This is a genomic window from Streptomyces sp. NPDC007205 (assembly GCF_040634095.1).
GTDB lineage: Bacteria > Actinomycetota > Actinomycetes > Streptomycetales > Streptomycetaceae > Streptomyces.
Map to the genome: position 1 here is coordinate 414533 of NZ_JBEYEW010000003.1, position 15277 is coordinate 429809.

The 15277-nt window shown below is 71.1% G+C and carries 19 protein-coding genes; 10 read left to right on the forward strand and 9 right to left on the reverse strand.

All coding sequences use genetic code 11. From position 1 onward, the window contains the following. Positions 1 to 33 precede the first annotated feature (33 nt). Complete coding sequence (locus ABZ624_RS08375) at positions 34 to 1092, forward strand: LLM class flavin-dependent oxidoreductase (RefSeq protein ID WP_360083934.1); 1059 nt, start codon at positions 34 to 36, stop codon at positions 1090 to 1092. A 51-nt stretch (positions 1093 to 1143) separates the two neighbouring features. Then, positions 1144 to 1368, forward strand: a complete 225-nt coding sequence (locus tag ABZ624_RS08380; RefSeq protein ID WP_360083936.1) for a hypothetical protein — start codon at positions 1144 to 1146, stop codon at positions 1366 to 1368. Here ABZ624_RS08380 and ABZ624_RS08385 read toward each other — a convergent pair. Next, on the reverse strand, positions 1337 to 2203 hold the full coding sequence (locus ABZ624_RS08385; RefSeq protein WP_360083938.1) for an alpha/beta fold hydrolase: 867 nt from the start codon (positions 2201 to 2203) through the stop codon (positions 1337 to 1339). The two genes, ABZ624_RS08380 and ABZ624_RS08385, sit on opposite strands and share 32 nt — an antisense overlap. A gap of 169 nt (positions 2204 to 2372) precedes the next feature. On the opposite strand from ABZ624_RS08385, the gene ABZ624_RS08390 reads away from it, so the two are divergent. The 6 genes from ABZ624_RS08390 (at position 2373) to ABZ624_RS08415 (ending at position 7928) form a co-directional block, all read left to right on the forward strand. Beyond that, positions 2373 to 3182: a response regulator transcription factor gene (locus ABZ624_RS08390; RefSeq protein WP_360083940.1), complete on the forward strand. Its 810-nt coding sequence runs from the start codon at positions 2373 to 2375 to the stop codon at positions 3180 to 3182. A gap of 71 nt (positions 3183 to 3253) precedes the next feature. Beyond that, complete coding sequence (locus ABZ624_RS08395) at positions 3254 to 4279, forward strand: LacI family DNA-binding transcriptional regulator (protein WP_360083942.1); 1026 nt, start codon at positions 3254 to 3256, stop codon at positions 4277 to 4279. A 100-nt stretch (positions 4280 to 4379) separates the two neighbouring features. Further along, complete coding sequence (locus ABZ624_RS08400) at positions 4380 to 5390, forward strand: trypsin-like peptidase domain-containing protein (RefSeq protein ID WP_360083944.1); 1011 nt, start codon at positions 4380 to 4382, stop codon at positions 5388 to 5390. 31 nt (positions 5391 to 5421) lie between these two features. Continuing rightward, the gene (locus tag ABZ624_RS08405) at positions 5422 to 5643 is read left to right on the forward strand and encodes a hypothetical protein (protein ID WP_360083946.1); all 222 of its coding nucleotides are present in this window, start codon (positions 5422 to 5424) and stop codon (positions 5641 to 5643) included. Between the two features lie 90 nt (positions 5644 to 5733). After that, positions 5734 to 6468: a response regulator transcription factor gene (locus tag ABZ624_RS08410; protein WP_360083948.1), complete on the forward strand. Its 735-nt coding sequence runs from the start codon at positions 5734 to 5736 to the stop codon at positions 6466 to 6468. After that, entirely contained in the window at positions 6465 to 7928 is a 1464-nt protein-coding gene (locus ABZ624_RS08415; RefSeq protein ID WP_360083950.1) for a HAMP domain-containing sensor histidine kinase, read from the forward strand. Before ABZ624_RS08410 ends, ABZ624_RS08415 begins: the two co-directional genes overlap by 4 nt. A gap of 75 nt (positions 7929 to 8003) precedes the next feature. On the opposite strand, the gene ABZ624_RS08420 is transcribed toward ABZ624_RS08415, so the two are convergent. Next, complete coding sequence (locus ABZ624_RS08420) at positions 8004 to 8483, reverse strand: MarR family transcriptional regulator (RefSeq protein WP_360083952.1); 480 nt, start codon at positions 8481 to 8483, stop codon at positions 8004 to 8006. A gap of 119 nt (positions 8484 to 8602) precedes the next feature. Here ABZ624_RS08420 and ABZ624_RS08425 point away from each other — a divergent pair, with 119 nt between their 5' ends. Together ABZ624_RS08425 and ABZ624_RS08430 are read left to right on the forward strand one after the other, a co-directional pair. Then, the gene (locus tag ABZ624_RS08425) at positions 8603 to 9493 is read left to right on the forward strand and encodes an NmrA/HSCARG family protein (RefSeq protein WP_360083954.1); all 891 of its coding nucleotides are present in this window, start codon (positions 8603 to 8605) and stop codon (positions 9491 to 9493) included. Further along, a complete protein-coding gene (locus ABZ624_RS08430) occupies positions 9490 to 9912 on the forward strand; it encodes a MarR family winged helix-turn-helix transcriptional regulator (protein ID WP_360083956.1) in 423 nt (140 codons plus the stop codon). Before ABZ624_RS08425 ends, ABZ624_RS08430 begins: the two co-directional genes overlap by 4 nt. 88 nt (positions 9913 to 10000) lie before the next feature. Here the strand turns inward: ABZ624_RS08430 and ABZ624_RS08435 are convergent, their stop codons facing one another. From ABZ624_RS08435 to ABZ624_RS08465, 7 genes are all read right to left on the reverse strand, one after another. Next, on the reverse strand, positions 10001 to 10246 hold the full coding sequence (locus tag ABZ624_RS08435) for a DUF6253 family protein (RefSeq protein WP_360083958.1): 246 nt from the start codon (positions 10244 to 10246) through the stop codon (positions 10001 to 10003). Next, positions 10243 to 11052 carry a maleate cis-trans isomerase gene (locus ABZ624_RS08440; protein ID WP_360083960.1) on the reverse strand — a complete coding sequence of 270 codons (810 nt, stop codon included), beginning with the start codon at positions 11050 to 11052 and terminating at the stop codon, positions 10243 to 10245. Before ABZ624_RS08440 ends, ABZ624_RS08435 begins: the two co-directional genes overlap by 4 nt. A 29-nt stretch (positions 11053 to 11081) precedes the next feature. Next, entirely contained in the window at positions 11082 to 11768 is a 687-nt protein-coding gene (locus ABZ624_RS08445; RefSeq protein WP_360083962.1) for a transglutaminase-like domain-containing protein, read from the reverse strand. A gap of 25 nt (positions 11769 to 11793) precedes the next feature. Continuing rightward, entirely contained in the window at positions 11794 to 12948 is a 1155-nt protein-coding gene (locus ABZ624_RS08450) for an acyl-CoA dehydrogenase family protein (RefSeq protein ID WP_360083964.1), read from the reverse strand. An 81-nt stretch (positions 12949 to 13029) separates the two neighbouring features. Beyond that, a complete protein-coding gene (locus ABZ624_RS08455) occupies positions 13030 to 13404 on the reverse strand; it encodes an ectoine synthase (protein ID WP_360083966.1) in 375 nt (124 codons plus the stop codon). Between the two features lie 106 nt (positions 13405 to 13510). Beyond that, positions 13511 to 13768 carry an acyl carrier protein gene (locus ABZ624_RS08460; RefSeq protein ID WP_360083968.1) on the reverse strand — a complete coding sequence of 86 codons (258 nt, stop codon included), beginning with the start codon at positions 13766 to 13768 and terminating at the stop codon, positions 13511 to 13513. Next, entirely contained in the window at positions 13765 to 15243 is a 1479-nt protein-coding gene (locus tag ABZ624_RS08465; protein WP_360083970.1) for an AMP-binding protein, read from the reverse strand. Before ABZ624_RS08465 ends, ABZ624_RS08460 begins: the two co-directional genes overlap by 4 nt. Positions 15244 to 15277: the final 34 nt, after the last annotated feature.

Consider the following 15277-nt stretch of genomic DNA (forward strand, 5'->3'; position numbering starts at 1 on the left):
ACACCGACGAACCGCGACAGGGTGATCGAAACCATGGAACACGGCATCTCGTTGCTGCCCGACTGCCGTCCCGAGCAGCGCACGGCGGCGGAGTACTACCGCGACGCCATCGCCATCAGCAAGTTCAGCGACGAGGCGGGCCTCGGCTACGTCAAGATGACCGAGCACTACCTCGGCGACTACGGCGGCTACTGCCCGAGCCCGCTCACCTTCCTCACCGCAGTCGCCGCGCAGACCTCCCGGATCCGCCTGATGACCGGCGCCCTGCTGCCGGCCTTCCACCACCCGATCCAGCTGGCCGCGCACATCTCCCAGGTGGACGCGATCAGCGGCGGCCGGGTCGACGCCGGCTTCGGGCGGGCCTGGCTGCCGTACGAGTTCGACGCCTTCAAGGTGCCGATGGACGAGAGCCGCCCGCGCTACGAGGCGACCATCGAGGCCGTCGTACGCCTGTGGACCGAGGAGAAGGTCAGCGAGGACACCCCCTACTTCTCCTACACCGACGCCACCTCGCTGCCGCCGGTGACCCAGCGGCCGCACCCGCCGGTGTGGGGCGCGGCGGTCAAGTCGCCGGAGAGCTTCACCTGGCTCGCCACCAAGGGCTTCGGCGTGATGCTCGCCCTCGCCCCGGCCCGCCAGTACACGTCGGTCAGCCGGCATCTCGTGGACCACTACCGCGAGGTCTTCACCGCGACCCACGGCACCGCGAGGACCCCGCGCATCGCGATGAGCACCCCGCTGTACATCGCCCGCACCGACGCGGAGGCCTACCGCCTCGCCGAGCCGTTCTACCGCGAGTACCTCAGGGTGTGGACGGAGGCGGCCGGCTCCTGGCGCACCACCAGCTCCAGCGGCTACGTCGGCTACGAGTCGATGGGCCGTGACATGAAGCACCTGGGCTCCTTCGACGTCAAGCGTTACGGCACGGCCGTCATCGGTTCCCCGGAGTCCGCCGTGGAACAGATCCACGCCCTGCACGAGACCTACGGCGCCGACACCTATCTGTGGAACGTCGACTTCGGTGGCCAGAACTACGAGCAGATGCACGCGAGCATGAAACTTTTCGTCGACGAGGTCCTTCCTAAGCTCTGAAGGCCCTGGGCCGGCGAGGCCCCGGGCACCCGTAGTTCCGAAAGAGGAGCCATGTCCCTCACCCCCGGCCCCGCCCGTCCCCCGGCCCGCCGCGAACGCTCCGGCGCCGCCCTGGACCTCGCCACGTACGCCGCCTACAGCCTCTTCCCGCTGTCCGGCGTCCTCGGCATCACGCTGATGCTCCTCACCGGTTCCTGGTACTGGCTCCTCGTGGTCCCGCCACTGGCCTACGGCGCCCGGCAGCTCACGAAGCGGCGCCGGCCGGCGGACGACTGAGCACCCACTGCCCGATCCGGGCGAGGAGCGCGTCGTCGGCCGCGTTCTCGGCGTGGCCCATGCCCGGCTCCACCCAGAGTTCCCCGTGGTCACCGGCCGCCTCGGCGAGCATCCGGGGGTGGTCGAGGGGGAAGTAGGCGTCCCGGTCGCCGTGGACGATGAGGAGGGGGGTGGGGGCGATCCTGGGGACCGACTCCACCGGGGACAACGGGACCGGGTCCCAGTCGCGGTGGTGGATGCGGGTGCGCAGGCCGTAGCGGCCGACCAGGCGGCCCTCGGGGCGGGTGACCAGCCAGTGCAGACGGCGCATGGGGGCCGTGCCCCGGTAGTACCAGCGGGCCGGGGCGCTGACCGAGACGACGGCGTCGACCGCGCCGGGGTGCAGGGCCGCGTGCCGCAGGACCACCGAGCCGCCCATGGAGAAGCCGACGGTCACCACGCGCGTGTGGCCGAGAGCGCGGGCCCGCTCGACGGCCGCGGCGAGGTCCAGCACCTCCTTGTCGCCGACCGTGGAACGGCCGCCGGAGCGTCCGTGGCCGCGGAAGGAGAAGGTGAGGACCGCGCCGTAACCGCGCAGCACGCCCGCCACCCGTCGTACGTGCGGCCGGTCCACGTCCCCGGTGAACCCGTGGGCGACGACGAACACCAGGTCGCGTGAGGGTGTACGGGAGGCATCCGGACGCGGTTCGTATACGGCCATGCCCGGGTCGTATACGGAATCGACCGGAACTCCGTCGGCCGTGCGCAGAAACGTCCGGATAGGCGCCCGTCTGTCTGTCTCGCGATACGGACGAACGGTGGAACGTGCCACATGACCTGCCGGACCGTTGCTCATGTGGGCTATTCTGCTGGGCAGAGGACTCGGGCAGCGCAGCCCCCGGGTCCTTTTGTGCTTTCGGAAGCGTTGTATACGAAGCGGGAAACCGCAGGTGTACGGGGCCTTCGGGATCGCAGAGCAGTGCCCGTCCGCATGTCCTCGCAGGGACCGAGGAGGAACCAGACGTATGAGTTCTCTGCTACTGCTGACCAACGCCCTCCAGCCGTCGACGGAGGTGCTCCCCGCCCTCGGCCTGCTCCTGCACAACGTGCGAGTGGCCCCGGCGGAGGGCCCCGCCCTCGTCGACACGCCCGGCGCCGACGTCATCCTCGTCGACGGCCGCCGCGACCTGCCCCAGGTGCGCAGCCTGTGCCAGCTGCTCCGCTCCACCGGCCCCGGCTGTCCGCTGATCCTGGTCGTCACCGAGGGCGGTCTGGCCGCGGTCACCGCCGACTGGGGCATCGACGACGTACTCCTGGACACCGCGGGCCCCGCCGAGGTGGAGGCCCGGCTACGGCTGGCCATGGGACGCCAGCAGATCGTCAATGACGACTCGCCGATGGAGATCCGCAACGGCGACCTCTCGGTGGACGAGGCGACGTACAGCGCGAAACTCAAGGGCCGGGTCCTCGACCTCACCTTCAAGGAGTTCGAGCTGCTCAAGTACCTCGCCCAGCACCCGGGCCGCGTCTTCACCCGCGCCCAGCTGCTGCAGGAGGTGTGGGGGTACGACTACTTCGGCGGCACCCGGACGGTCGACGTCCACGTACGGCGGCTGCGCGCCAAGCTCGGCCCGGAGCACGAGTCGCTGATCGGCACCGTCCGGAACGTCGGTTACCGGTTCGTCACGCCCGAGAAGACCGACCGGGCCGCCGAGGAGGCCAGGGCCAAGGCGGACCGGGCCAAGGCCGACCGGGCGGAGACGGGCGGGGCAAAGGCGGAGGACGCGGATGCACCGGCCGTCCGGGACGGCGCCGAGGTCCACGCGGACGCCTAGCGGACCCCTGGTCGCCATCCAAGGGCTGGTACGCCCTGCCCAGGGCAGATCAATCCGCGTAGACTCCGCGCGTGGCCAAGGTGACTCGGGATGACGTGGCACGGCTGGCTGGAACCTCCACCGCCGTCGTCAGTTATGTCATCAACAACGGACCCCGGCCGGTCGCCCCGGCCACGCGCGAGCGTGTCCTCGCGGCGATCAAGGAACTGGGGTACCGCCCCGACCGGGTCGCCCAGGCGATGGCGTCCCGGCGCACCGACCTCATAGGCCTGATCATCCCGGACGCCCGCCAGCCCTTCTTCGGCGAGATGGCGCACGCGGTCGAGCAGGCCGCCTCCGAGCGCGGAAAGATGGTCCTGGTCGGCAACACCGACTACATCGGCGAGCGCGAGGTCCACTATCTGCGCGCCTTCCTGGGCATGCGCGTCTCCGGGCTGATCCTGGTGAGCCACGCCCTGAACGACCTCGCCGCCGCCGAGATCGACGCCTGGGACGCCCGGGTGGTGCTGCTGCACGAGCGCCCCGAGGCCATCGACGACGTGGCCGTGGTCACGGACGACCTCGGCGGCGCCCAGCTCGCCGTACGCCATCTGCTGGAGCACGGCTACGAGTACGTCGCCTGTATGGGCGGTACGGCGGAGACGCCGGCCGTCGGTGACCCGGTCTCCGACCACGTCGAGGGCTGGAAACGAGCCATGGACGAGGCAGGGCTGTCCACCGAGGGCCGGCTGTTCGAGGCGCCGTACAACCGCTACGACGCCTATCGCGTCGCCCTGGACGTCCTCTCCGGCCCCGACCGGCCGCCGGCGGTCTTCTGCTCCACCGACGACCAGGCGATCGGCCTGCTGCGGGCCGCGCGCGAGCTGCGCATCGACGTGCCCGGCAAGCTGGCGGTGGCCGGGTTCGACGACATCAAGGAGGCGGCGCTGGCCGATCCGCCGCTGACCACGGTCGCCTCGGACCGCTCGGCGATGGCCCGGGCGGCGGTCGACCTGGTCCTGGACGACGGGCTGCGGGTGCCGGGGTCACGCCGCGAGCGCCTGAAGACGTTCCCGTCCCGGCTGGTGGTCCGCACGAGCTGCGGCTGCGAGGCCTGAGCCTCACCAAGGTCTTCTTTATATCGGGCAAACGAGGTTCTGCCGGGCTTCTCAGTCGGCACTCAGGAACCTCTCATGGTCACGGGGGATTCTTGTGGACATGACCGAGAGCCAGGGTTCCCCTCCCCAGCAGCCCAGCAGCAGCTACTCCGCTCCCGTGAACCCCGACGTGCACCCCGAGTGGCCGCCTCCGCCGCCGTACCAGCCGGTGACGGCCGTGGCACCCGAGCCGCGCAAGAAGCGCAAGCAGGGCCCCGTCGCCCTCCTCGCGGCCGTCGCGATCGTGGCGGCCGCGGTCGGCGGCGCCACGGCGTACGGCTTCCAGGAGCTGACCGGCGAGGACACGGTCGCCTCCGCCGGTACGACCACGCATGTGGTGCCGACCGGCAAGAGGGGCGACGTCGCCGCGATCGCCGCCGCGGTCAGCCCGAGCGTCGTCGAGATCCAGGCGACCCTCGACAACGGCTCCTCCACCGGCTCCGGTGTGGTCATCACGTCGAACGGCGAGATCGTCACCAACAACCACGTCGTCTCCGGCGCGCAGTCCGTCAAGGTGCGCACCAGCGACGGCAAGAGCTACACCGCCGACATCGTCGGCACCGACAGCTCCAAGGACCTCGCGCTGATCAAGCTGCGCGGCGCCTCCGGGCTGAAGCCGGCCGCGCTCGGCAACTCGTCGGGCGTCCAGGTCGGTGACACGGTCGTCGCGATCGGCTCCCCCGAGGGCCTGACCGGCACCGTCACCAGCGGTATCGTCTCCGCGCTCAACCGGGACGTGACCGTCTCCACCGACGAGAACCAGGGTCAGGGCCAGGGCGGCGACGGTCAGTGGCCGTTCCAGTTCGGCGGCCGTGAGTTCAACGGTGACACGGGCTCGTCCACGACGACCTACAAGGCCATCCAGACCGACGCCTCGCTGAACCCCGGCAACTCCGGCGGCGCGCTGATCGACGCGAGCGGCAACGTCATCGGCATCAACTCCGCGATGTACTCGTCGAGCCGGCAGTCCTCCTCGTCCTCGGACGCGGGCAGCATAGGGCTCGGCTTCGCGATCCCCGTCAACACCGTCAAGTCCGACCTGGCCAAGCTGCGGGCGGGCAACAAGAGCTAACACCCTCCCCCCAGTCAGCAGGGAGTACGTCATGAACCAGCATGTCTCGCACAAGACCGCCGGCCTCCGTCCCGCCGACGTCACCCTCGCCCTGTCGGTCGTCCGCGATCCGGACGCGCCCGTCCCGACGCCCCGCGCCCCCGAGGTGGCCCTGCCGCCGGCCCCCCGCGAGCTGATGGGCCTGCGCACCTCCGCCGCCCGCCCCCACCGCCGCAAGGTGCCGCTGCACCGCCTCACCGCGGTGCAGGCCTGATCCCGGCGCTGCGCCGCCCGGCCCGTCGGGCGTGGCAGGCTGAGAGACACCGTTCATCCTGTCCACCGCACCCCCGAGGAGTCGCGAGCGATGAGCCCCGCCGAAGGCGACCGTGACCCCCAGCGCATCCTGATCGTCGACGACGAGCCGGCCGTACGCGAGGCGCTGCAACGCAGCCTCGCGTTCGACGGGTACGACACGGAGGTGGCCGTCGACGGCGCGGACGCGCTGGAGAAGGCGACCGCCTACAAGCCCGACCTGCTCGTCCTCGACATCCAGATGCCGCGCATGGACGGTCTGACGGCGGCCCGCCGCATCCGCGGGGCCGGCGACACGACGCCCATCCTGATGCTGACGGCCAGGGACACGGTCGGCGACCGGGTGACCGGACTGGACGCGGGCGCCGACGACTACCTGGTCAAACCCTTCGAGCTGGACGAGCTGTTCGCCCGTATCCGCGCGCTGCTGCGGCGCAGCTCGTACGCGGCGGCGGTGTCGGCCGAGGCGCAGGAGGACGAGGCCCTCACCTTCGCGGACCTGCGGATGGACCTCGCGACCCGGGAGGTCACGCGGGGCGGCCGGCAGGTCGAACTGACCCGCACGGAGTTCACCCTGCTGGAGATGTTCATGGCGCACCCGCGCCAGGTCCTCACCCGCGAGCAGATCCTGAAGGCGGTGTGGGGCTTCGACTTCGAGCCGTCCTCCAACTCGCTCGACGTCTACGTCATGTACCTGCGCCGCAAGACCGAGGCCGGCGGCGAGCCGCGCCTCGTGCACACCGTGCGGGGCGTGGGCTACGTCCTGCGCCAGGGCGGCGCCGAGTGAACAAGCTGGTACGGCGCTACCGCTCACTGCCGATCCGGGCCCGGCTGGCGATGCTGGTCGCGGCGGCGGTGGCGTTCGCGGTGGCGGCGGTCTCGGTCACCTGCTGGTTCATCGTGCAGCGCAAACTGGATGATCAGGTCAAGAAGACCCTGGACAACTTCAACCAGCGGCTGACCGAGGACCAGATCACCGCGGTGCTGGCCACCTGCCCCACGACGGTGGACCAGCCGCCCAACGCGGTGCGGCCCACCTTCTACTACATGCAGGTGGTGATGCCGAACGGCCAGATCTGCGTCTTCAACTACTCCAAAGGAGTCGTGACGGCCTCGGCGCAGGACGCGGAGGTGGCCGCGAAGGGCGACGTCCGCATCTACCACGACGCCAAGGACGCCCACGGCAATGACGTACGGGTCAAGACCGTGCCGATACTGGTGGGAGGCCCCGGGATCGTTCCCCAGCGCTATCCGGGCGTCGCCCTGATGGTCGCCGTCTCCCTCAAGGACACCCAGCGGACCCTCAACGACCTGGCACTCATCCTGCTCCTCGTCTCCGGCATCGGAGTGGTCGGCGCCGGGGCCGCGGGTCTCGTGGTGGCCCGAGCGGGTCTGCGCCCGGTCGACGAGCTCACCGAGGCCGTGGAGGAGGTGGCCCGGACCGAGGACCTGACGATCCGCATCCCGGTGGAGGACGACAGCGAGGACGAGGTCGCCCGGCTCTCCCGGTCCTTCAACTCCATGACCGCCTCACTGGCCAGCTCCCGTGACCTCCAGCAGCAGCTGATCGCCGACGCCGGCCATGAACTCCGTACGCCCCTGACGTCGTTGCGCACGAACATCGAGCTCCTCACCCGCAGCGAGGAGACGGGCCGGCCGCTCCCGCCGGAGGACCGCAAGGCCCTGCTCGCCTCGGTGAAGGCACAGATGACGGAACTGGCCGCGCTCATCGGTGACCTGCAGGAGCTGTCCCGCCCGGAGGGCCAGCGCGGCGAGCGCCTCCAGGTGGTGGCGCTGCGGGACACCGTCGAGGCGGCCCTGCGCCGGGCGCGTCTGCGCGGCCCGGAGCTGACGATCACGTCCGACCTGGAGCCCTGGTACGTCCGTGCGGAGCCGTCCGCGCTGGAGCGGGCGGTCGTCAACATCCTCGACAACGCGGTGAAGTTCAGCCCCGAGGGGGACACGATCGAGGTGCAGCTGAGCAAGGGCGTGCTGACGGTACGGGACCACGGCCCCGGCATCCCCGAGGACGAACTCCCGCACGTCTTCGACCGCTTCTGGCGCTCACCGAGTGCCCGCGCGTTGCCGGGCTCGGGCCTGGGCCTGTCCATCGTGGCCCGCACGATCCAGCAGGCGGGCGGCAAGGTCACCCTGGCGCGAGCGGAGGGCGGCGGCACGACGGCAACGGTACGCCTGCCGGGCGCACCGACGCCTCCACCGGAGACACCCGGGACCCCGGCCGACTGACCAACCAGACAACACCCTGAGCCCGACCTGCCCCGTCCGCCCAACCGGCCCCATCCGCCCGGTGGGCCCCGCGGCTCAGTCCGGCTTCGGCAGGGAGCGCAGGTGCTGGATCTGGTCGCGGCTGAGGTCGTTCGCGCGGCGCATATGGCGGGTGATCGCCCTCAGCTCGTCCTCGCTGTCGTCGTCGAGCAGTGTCTGCCAGGTGCGGCCCAGCTCGTCCCACACCGCGGTGACCCGGGCGACACGCTCCGGCACCGGGGTGACCAGCACCCGTCGGCGGTCCCGCGCATCCGGCGTACGGGCCACGTAGCCCCCGCGTTCGAGCCGGTCCACCAGCCGGGTGGCCGAGCCGGTGGTGAGGCCGGTCATGTCGGCGATCTGCCGGACCGTGAGCGGCTCGGGCCCGGCCGTCAGCAGGCTCAGCGCCTGTACGTCGGTCGGGTGCAGACCGAGATGGTCGGCGACGGCCTGGTTGAACAGCACATACGCCGCCAGATAGCGGCGCGACTCCGTCGCCAGCTCCTCGTACAGCCGGGCCCGGTTCGGGTCCGTCACGCGGCTCGCCTCCAAAATCACTGCGCGGCGCAGCGAAACTCCGGTATTCTCCTGCGTGGCGCAGCTAATGCGTCACGCAGCTTTCAGTCGTCGCTCATCCTATCCACCGGGGGACACCCATGCTCACCGTCGCCGTCACCGGCGCCACCGGCGCCCAGGGCGGAGCCACCGCCCGCGCCCTGCTGGCCGCCGGCCACCGCGTCCGCGCCCTGACCCGCCGCCCGGACGCACCGGCCGCCCAAGCCCTGCGCACCCTCGGCGCCGAGATCCGCCACGCCGACTTCGACGACCGCCCCTCCCTCGACGCGGCTCTCACCGGCGCGGACGCCCTCTTCGCCGTCACCACGCCGTTCGGCACCGACACCGCCACCGAGGTACGCCAGGGCGAGGCCCTGGTCGACGCCGCGGCGGCCACCCGCGTCCGGCACGTCGTCCTCACCTCCGCCGCCCACGCCGACCGCGCCACCGGCGTCCCGCACTACGACAGCAAGTACCGGATCGAGCAGCACCTGCGCGCGTCCGGAACGCCCTGGACGGTGATCGCCCCGGCCGCGTTCATGGACAACTACACCGGCGGCTGGACGCTGGCCGGGCTGCGCGCGGGCGTCTTCGGCTGGCCCATGCCCCCAGACCGCCCCTTCGCCCTGATCCCCGCCTCCGACATCGGCGCGTTCGCCGCGCTCACCTTCGAACGCCGCACGGACTTCACGGGCCGCCGCATCGACATCGCGTCCGACACCTGCACCCCGGAGCAGATCGCCGCCACCCTGACCAGGGCCGCCGGCCGCCCGGTCAGGCACCGGGAGGTCGCCCTCGACCACGTCCGCACCCGCTCCGCCGACCTGGCGGCCATGTTCGCGTACTTCACCACCCAGGGCCTGGACATCGACGTCCCCGCCCTGCGCCGCGCCCACCCGGAGATCGGCTGGCACACCTTCACCAGCTGGGCCACCGCCCAGAACTGGCCCGCCCTGCTGGGCGAACCCGACCCCGAGGGAACCCCCGAATGAAGCCCATCGGCTACTGGCTCAACCGCACCGACAAGGCCCTGACCCGCGCCATGAACGACACACTGACGGAGTTCGGCCTCACCCGTGTCGACTGGCAGGTGCTCAACGTCGTCCGCGACAGCCCCGGGGCCGGCGACTCGGACGTCCTGTCGGCCCTCGCCGTCAACGCCGACGTCCTCACCCTCAAGGCCTCCGTCGACGCCGTGCTCACCGGCGGCTGGGCGACCCGCACCGCACCGGACCGGCTCGCCCTCACCCCGGACGGCCGGCGCCGGCTGACCGCCGTGGCCGAGCGGGTCGAGGCGTTCCGCGAGCGCTGCGTGACCGGCATCACGCCGGACGAGTACCGCACCGCCGTCCAGGTCCTCGAACGCATGGCAAGGAACGCGGAGGACGGCACCCTTTCGCCGGGCCGGTGACGACGGCCCGGCAGGCACCCCCGCCAGCCGGGCCGCCGGCAGCCGGGCGTTCAGCAGGGAGAACCCACCGGCTGGGTCATCCCCTGGGTCATACGGATGCCTCCCGGGGCGGGCAGGACGCGTCCGTGCCGCGCACGGGGGTGCCGTCCTCCAGGGGATGGGCGTAGCGGCGGAAGCCGGGGACGTGCTCGGCGCGGCGCAGCGCACCCCGGTACAGGACCATGCCGTGGACGGTGCTGCCGTCCTCGCGCCAGCACACGAGAGGGAGCCGGCGGGCGTCCCCCTCGTCGGTGACGAACAGGGCCACGTGCCCGTCGGCCGCCAGCAGGCTCATGCCGCGCCGCCAGGCACCTCGGTGCTGTACAGCCGGCCGTACCCGGTGATCCGGCGGGCCGCGTCGTGCGCCCCGGCCAGGTGCAGGGCGTGCCAGAACAGCACCTGGTTGGCGGTCAGGACCGCGAAGTCCAGTTCCTGCTCCAGGGCGTCGATGACGCCCACCGCGCGGATGCCGTTGCCGGCCACCAGGACGGCGTCGGGCCGGTGCCCGGCGACCGTGGTGCGGATCCACTCGGACAGCGCCTCGGGGGTGATCAGCTTCTGGTTGCTGGGCAGCCCGCACGGCCCGTGGTGGACGACCTCGAAGCCCTGTTCGGTGAAGTAGTCGGCGCCGAGCCCGGAGAGCCGGTCGTCGAACCACGGCGGGTTGACCAGGGCGATCCGCCGGGCACCGAGCGCGGTGAAACCGGCCACGGCCGCCGTCGTGGTACCGGTGAGCGGCAGACCCCGCGTGTACTGCGCGAGACGGGCGAACAGCTCCTTCTCGCCGCTCGCTCCGAGGACGTAGGCGGAGCTGGTGAAGCCGAGCGCGATCGCGTCGAGCGGGGAGGCGGCCAGCAGCTCCACGGCATCGTCGATGTGCGGTGGCTCCACGAAGGCCCGCACCGGGTCGTGCGGGATCTTCGGGTCCATCTCGCCGCCGGCCCGCATCGCGCCGAAGTGGACGCGGGAGCCGTGTACGAACACGTCCTCGGGGGCGATCGCCTGGAACTCCGACTCCGGGCCCACGTCCGCGTGCGGTACGACGACGCCGATGCGCGCCCGCGCCTCCCAGCCGTCCTTCTGAGCTCGGATGGTGCTCATCTCGGTGTCCTCCTCGTGGTCGGGCCGGGTCAGGCGGACGCCTCGGCGGCCAGCGAGCCGCCGCGGACCGTGCCGGTGCCGGTGGCGTTCAGGAAGCCGGGGTGCTTGCGGCGCATGTTCGTCATCACGAACTCGTAGGGAACGTCGTCGAAGCCGCCGTGGTCGGTCAGGAACTCCATGCTCTGGCGGCCCTGGTCGTCGAAGGGGTGGTGCAGGCTGTCGGCGGTGCCGTCGAACTCCAGCGGCTTCATCCCGTACAGCCGGCACAGGATCTTGTTGAAGACCGGGGTGGCCTTGACCCATGTGCCGTCGAGGTGGACCGAGTTGAGGCCGTGGAAGAAGACGTCGCCGCCGATGTGGGCGCGCAGCCGGTCGGAGGCCAGGTGGTTGCGCACATCGCCGTAGTGGACGCGGGCGGGAATGCCCACGGCCCGGCAGGCCGCCGCGTACAGCGCCGACTTGTGCAGGCAGAAGCCCTTGCGGGTGGACGCGGTGTGGCTGGCCCGCAGTCCCTGCGGGGACAGGTCGGCCCCGTACACCTCGTAGAAGACGTCGTCGCGGACGGCGTAGTAGAGCTCGACGGCCAGCCGGCGCTTGTCCGCGCCGCGGTCGGTGACGGCCTCGTCGACGAAGGACTGGACGGTGTCGCTGTCGTAGTCGAGGAAGTCGGTGGGTGCGGTGAGCCGCCGGAGGTCGTCCGGTGTGAGCACGTTCATGATGACCCTTTCGTCAGCCTCGGGCTCACAGGCCCAGGAGGGCTGCGATGCGGTTGCGCTGGATCTCGCTGGTGCCGGAGTAGATGGTTCCGCCGACCGCGTTGCGGACGTCCCGTTCGATGCCGGTGGCCGTGAGGTAGCCCTGACCGCCGAAGATCTGGACGGCGTCGAGTGCGGTGCGCTTGTTGGCCTCGCTGACCACGGTCTTGGTCGCGGCGACGTCGACCGCGGCGTCCTGGCCGGCCTCCACCTTGACGCCGGTGTCGGTGAGCCACTTGCGGCTGGTCTCCACCGCGATCTTCATGTCGGCGATCTTGTGTGCGACGCCCTGGAAGGCGCCGATCGGTTCGCCGAACTGGCGGCGGGACCTGGCGTACCGGAGCACCCGCTCAAGACGGTGCTCCATCTCGCCGAGCGTGAGGGAGAAGGAGAAGAGGATCTCCCGCTTCATCACATGGTCGAGGATCAGGAAGCCGGCGCCCTCCTGGCCGATGCGCCGGGCGGCGGGCACGCGCACCCCATCGAAGGTCACCTCGCTCAGCGGGGAGGTGCGCAGCCCCATCTTGCCGAGCGGCTCGCCGACCCTGAGACCGGGGGTGTCCCGCTCGACCAGGAAGACGCTCAGGCCGAACGGGCCGGGCTTGCCGGTGCGTACGTACAGCAGGAAGAGATCGGCGATCGGGGCGTTGGTGATGAACATCTTGCCGCCGTCGATGACGTAGTCGTCGCCGTCGCGGGTCGCGGTGGTGGAGATGTTCAGGGCGTCGGAGCCGTTGTCCGGCTCGGTGATGGCATGTGCGGTGATCAGGTCGCCCGCGACGACTCGGGGCAGGAAGCGGGACTTGAGCTCCTCGGAGCCGAACGCCTGCAGCGGGACGCCGACGCTGACGATCTGGGTGGAGGCGGAGAAGCCGAGGCCGGCGTCGCGACAGGTGTGCCCGAGACCCTCCAGGGCGCGCATCGTGTCGGTCAGGGTGCCGCCGCGGCCGCCGTACCGCGTCTCGAACGGTACGGCGAGCAGTCCTGAGCGCTGGATGGTCTTCCACTTCTCCCAGGGGAAATCCGCGCGGGCGTCCCACTCCTCGACGTCGTGGTTGAGTTCGTCCGCCCAGGGGGCGGCCAGGGTGTACGGGTCCGGATCGGTGCCGGCTATCCGCGGTGCGGACGGTACGGGTGTCATACGTGTGCTGCCTTCCGGTACGTCGCTGATCGGGGCCGGGGCCCGCGCCGCTGTCGGCCGGCGGGCCCCGGGGCGCGGAACTCAGTACTGGGAGAAGCCGTCGGCAGACAGCGTGTGTTTCTCGTCGCCGCGCAGGGCCGGGCTGAACACGGAGATCAGTCTCAGATCCTCGTAGTCGGAGGCTATGAGGTAGTGGGCGTCGTTCTCGTTGAGGGCGTATATGGTGCCCTCGGTGATCTTGTAGCGTTCACCGGACGTGGTGACGACCTCGCCCGAGCCGCCCGTGCAGTAGCAGGCCTCGAGGTGGCTGCGGTACTGCAGGGCGCTCTTGGTGCCCTTGCGGACCAGGGTCTCGCACACGGTGAAGCCCATGCCGTCGGCCTCGGTGAGCAGCCGGTGGCTGGTGCCGTTGCCCCACTCGACGGGGGCGAGCTCGCTGATGCTGCGGACGATCATTGCGGTCTCCTTGTGTGAGGGGTTCTTCCGGAAGGACTTTCCGAAGGGCTTCCGGAATGTCCTCCGGAATGTCCTTCCGGAGGGGCTTCCGGGAATGTGTTCCGGCTCAGGCGGCGGTCTTCGTCGCGTTCTCCACGAACGCCGACATGGCGCCGATGCTGCGGAAGTTGTCCGGGGTCAGTGGAATGTCGTCGATCGGGATCGAGTAGGTCCGCGAGAGGTGCGAGACGATCCGGACGACGCCCAGGCTGTCGACGACCCCGTTGTCGATGAGGTCGAATTCGGCGGTCAGCTCCGCCGTGTCCTCTCCGTCGAGGAACTCTGCGATGACATAGCCGCGAATTTCGTCCACCAGGGAGGTCATGCGGGATTTCCCTTCTGTCGTACTGCCTTGATGAGGTTGCGGTCGGGTTTTCCGGTGGGCGTGCGCGGCAGCGGGGCGTCGCCCACGTGCACGGAGGACGGGATGGCGTGGCGGGGCAGGCGCTCGGCGCTGTGCGAGCGCAGCCGCAGGGAGGTGAGCGAGGTGCCCGGCCGCCTGGTCACCTGGGCGTGCAGCCGGTAGCCGGCCTCGGGGTCGGGGAGGGCCACGACGGCGGCCTCGGCGACATCGGGGTGAGCCGCCAGGACGTTCTCGACCTCCTGCACATTGGTCCGCACGCCGCGGACCTTGACCTGGAAGTCGGTGCGTCCCTGCAGCCAGTGCAGTCCGTCGGCGTCCCGGGTGACGAGGTCGCCGGTGCGGTAGAAGACTTCGTCGCCGCCGTCGGGGGCGGGCACGAACACCCCTTCGTTGCGGGAGCGTTGCAGGTATCCGAAGGTCTGGAACGGTGTGGTCACGAGAAGTTCACCGGTTCCGGGGCCGTCGAGGATCCGTCCCTCGCTGTCGAGCAGCAGGGCCCGCACCCCGGGCAGCGGCCGGCCGATGGGGGTCTGCTCACCGGCCCCGGCGGGGTCGGCGTCGTGGATGAAGCTGTCGTTGGTCTCGGTGCACCCGAAGACGTTGTGGAAGCCGGCGCCGGGGTAGGCCGTGCCCAGCTGCCGCAGCAGCGCCTGCGGCAGCGCGTCCCCGGTGGAGATCACCGTGCGGACCGTCGGATGGACGGCCCCGTCCTGGGTGAGCAGCCGGTGCAGCATGGGCACGCCCTGGACGAAGGTGACCTCGTGCCGGGTGAGCAGGTCCTGCAGGTGACGGGCGTCCGCGCTGAACTCCTGCTCGACAAGGACGGTCCGGGCACCCAGCCGCAGCGCGGTCCACACGTCGAGCAGGGAGAGGTCGAAGTTCAGGGGTGCGTAACTCAGCAGGGTGTCCCGCTCGGTGAGGCGGAACCGGCCGGTCGCCCAGTCGGCGAACCGTTCGAAGGCGTCGCCCGGGATGGGCACGATCTTCGGCGTGCCGGTGGAGCCGGAGGTGGTGAGCAGCAGGGATGCGGTGGCGGCGTCCACGGTGTCGAAGTCCCGGGCGGCCTGCTCGTCCGGCACGACCGGGGCGGTGTCGAGCACCCCCTGATCGTCGACGGTCAGCACCAGGGAGCACCGGGCCTGCGCGGCGAGCGCCGCACGGGCGGAGGAGCCCAGTTCGGGCGAGGGCGCCAGGACCGCGTAACCGGCCCGGAAGGCGCCGATGAGCAGGGCGATCGTTGCGGGCGTCTTGTGCGCGGGCACGCACAGCGGCTGCCGCCGGTCGAGTCCGAGACCGTCCAGGGCGCCGGACAGGTCCTCGGCAAGTCCGACCAGCCGGCGGTACGTCATCTGCCGCCCGCCCCGGATCAGGGCCACCTGATCGGGCCGCCGCCGGGCGTGCGCGGCCAGCGCGTCAAAAAGGCGTGGTACTGGCACAGTTCCCCCTGTTTGTGCACGTGTCCATGCGAAA

What these genes read in the sequence shown, in the direction of transcription:
- ABZ624_RS08375 (WP_360083934.1), top strand. Translation starts at nt 34, where the DNA reads ATGGAACACGGCATCTCGTTGCTGCCCGACTGCCGTCCCGAGCAGCGC.
- ABZ624_RS08380 (WP_360083936.1), top strand. Translation starts at nt 1,144, where the DNA reads ATGTCCCTCACCCCCGGCCCCGCCCGTCCCCCGGCCCGCCGCGAACGC.
- ABZ624_RS08385 (WP_360083938.1), bottom strand. Translation starts at nt 2,203, where the DNA reads ATGAGCAACGGTCCGGCAGGTCATGTGGCACGTTCCACCGTTCGTCCG.
- ABZ624_RS08390 (WP_360083940.1), top strand. Translation starts at nt 2,373, where the DNA reads ATGAGTTCTCTGCTACTGCTGACCAACGCCCTCCAGCCGTCGACGGAG.
- ABZ624_RS08400 (WP_360083944.1), top strand. Translation starts at nt 4,380, where the DNA reads ATGACCGAGAGCCAGGGTTCCCCTCCCCAGCAGCCCAGCAGCAGCTAC.
- ABZ624_RS08405 (WP_360083946.1), top strand. Translation starts at nt 5,422, where the DNA reads ATGAACCAGCATGTCTCGCACAAGACCGCCGGCCTCCGTCCCGCCGAC.
- ABZ624_RS08410 (WP_360083948.1), top strand. Translation starts at nt 5,734, where the DNA reads ATGAGCCCCGCCGAAGGCGACCGTGACCCCCAGCGCATCCTGATCGTC.
- ABZ624_RS08425 (WP_360083954.1), top strand. Translation starts at nt 8,603, where the DNA reads ATGCTCACCGTCGCCGTCACCGGCGCCACCGGCGCCCAGGGCGGAGCC.
- ABZ624_RS08430 (WP_360083956.1), top strand. Translation starts at nt 9,490, where the DNA reads ATGAAGCCCATCGGCTACTGGCTCAACCGCACCGACAAGGCCCTGACC.
- ABZ624_RS08435 (WP_360083958.1), bottom strand. Translation starts at nt 10,246, where the DNA reads ATGAGCCTGCTGGCGGCCGACGGGCACGTGGCCCTGTTCGTCACCGAC.
- ABZ624_RS08440 (WP_360083960.1), bottom strand. Translation starts at nt 11,052, where the DNA reads ATGAGCACCATCCGAGCTCAGAAGGACGGCTGGGAGGCGCGGGCGCGC.
- ABZ624_RS08445 (WP_360083962.1), bottom strand. Translation starts at nt 11,768, where the DNA reads ATGAACGTGCTCACACCGGACGACCTCCGGCGGCTCACCGCACCCACC.
- ABZ624_RS08450 (WP_360083964.1), bottom strand. Translation starts at nt 12,948, where the DNA reads ATGACACCCGTACCGTCCGCACCGCGGATAGCCGGCACCGATCCGGAC.
- ABZ624_RS08455 (WP_360083966.1), bottom strand. Translation starts at nt 13,404, where the DNA reads ATGATCGTCCGCAGCATCAGCGAGCTCGCCCCCGTCGAGTGGGGCAAC.
- ABZ624_RS08460 (WP_360083968.1), bottom strand. Translation starts at nt 13,768, where the DNA reads ATGACCTCCCTGGTGGACGAAATTCGCGGCTATGTCATCGCAGAGTTC.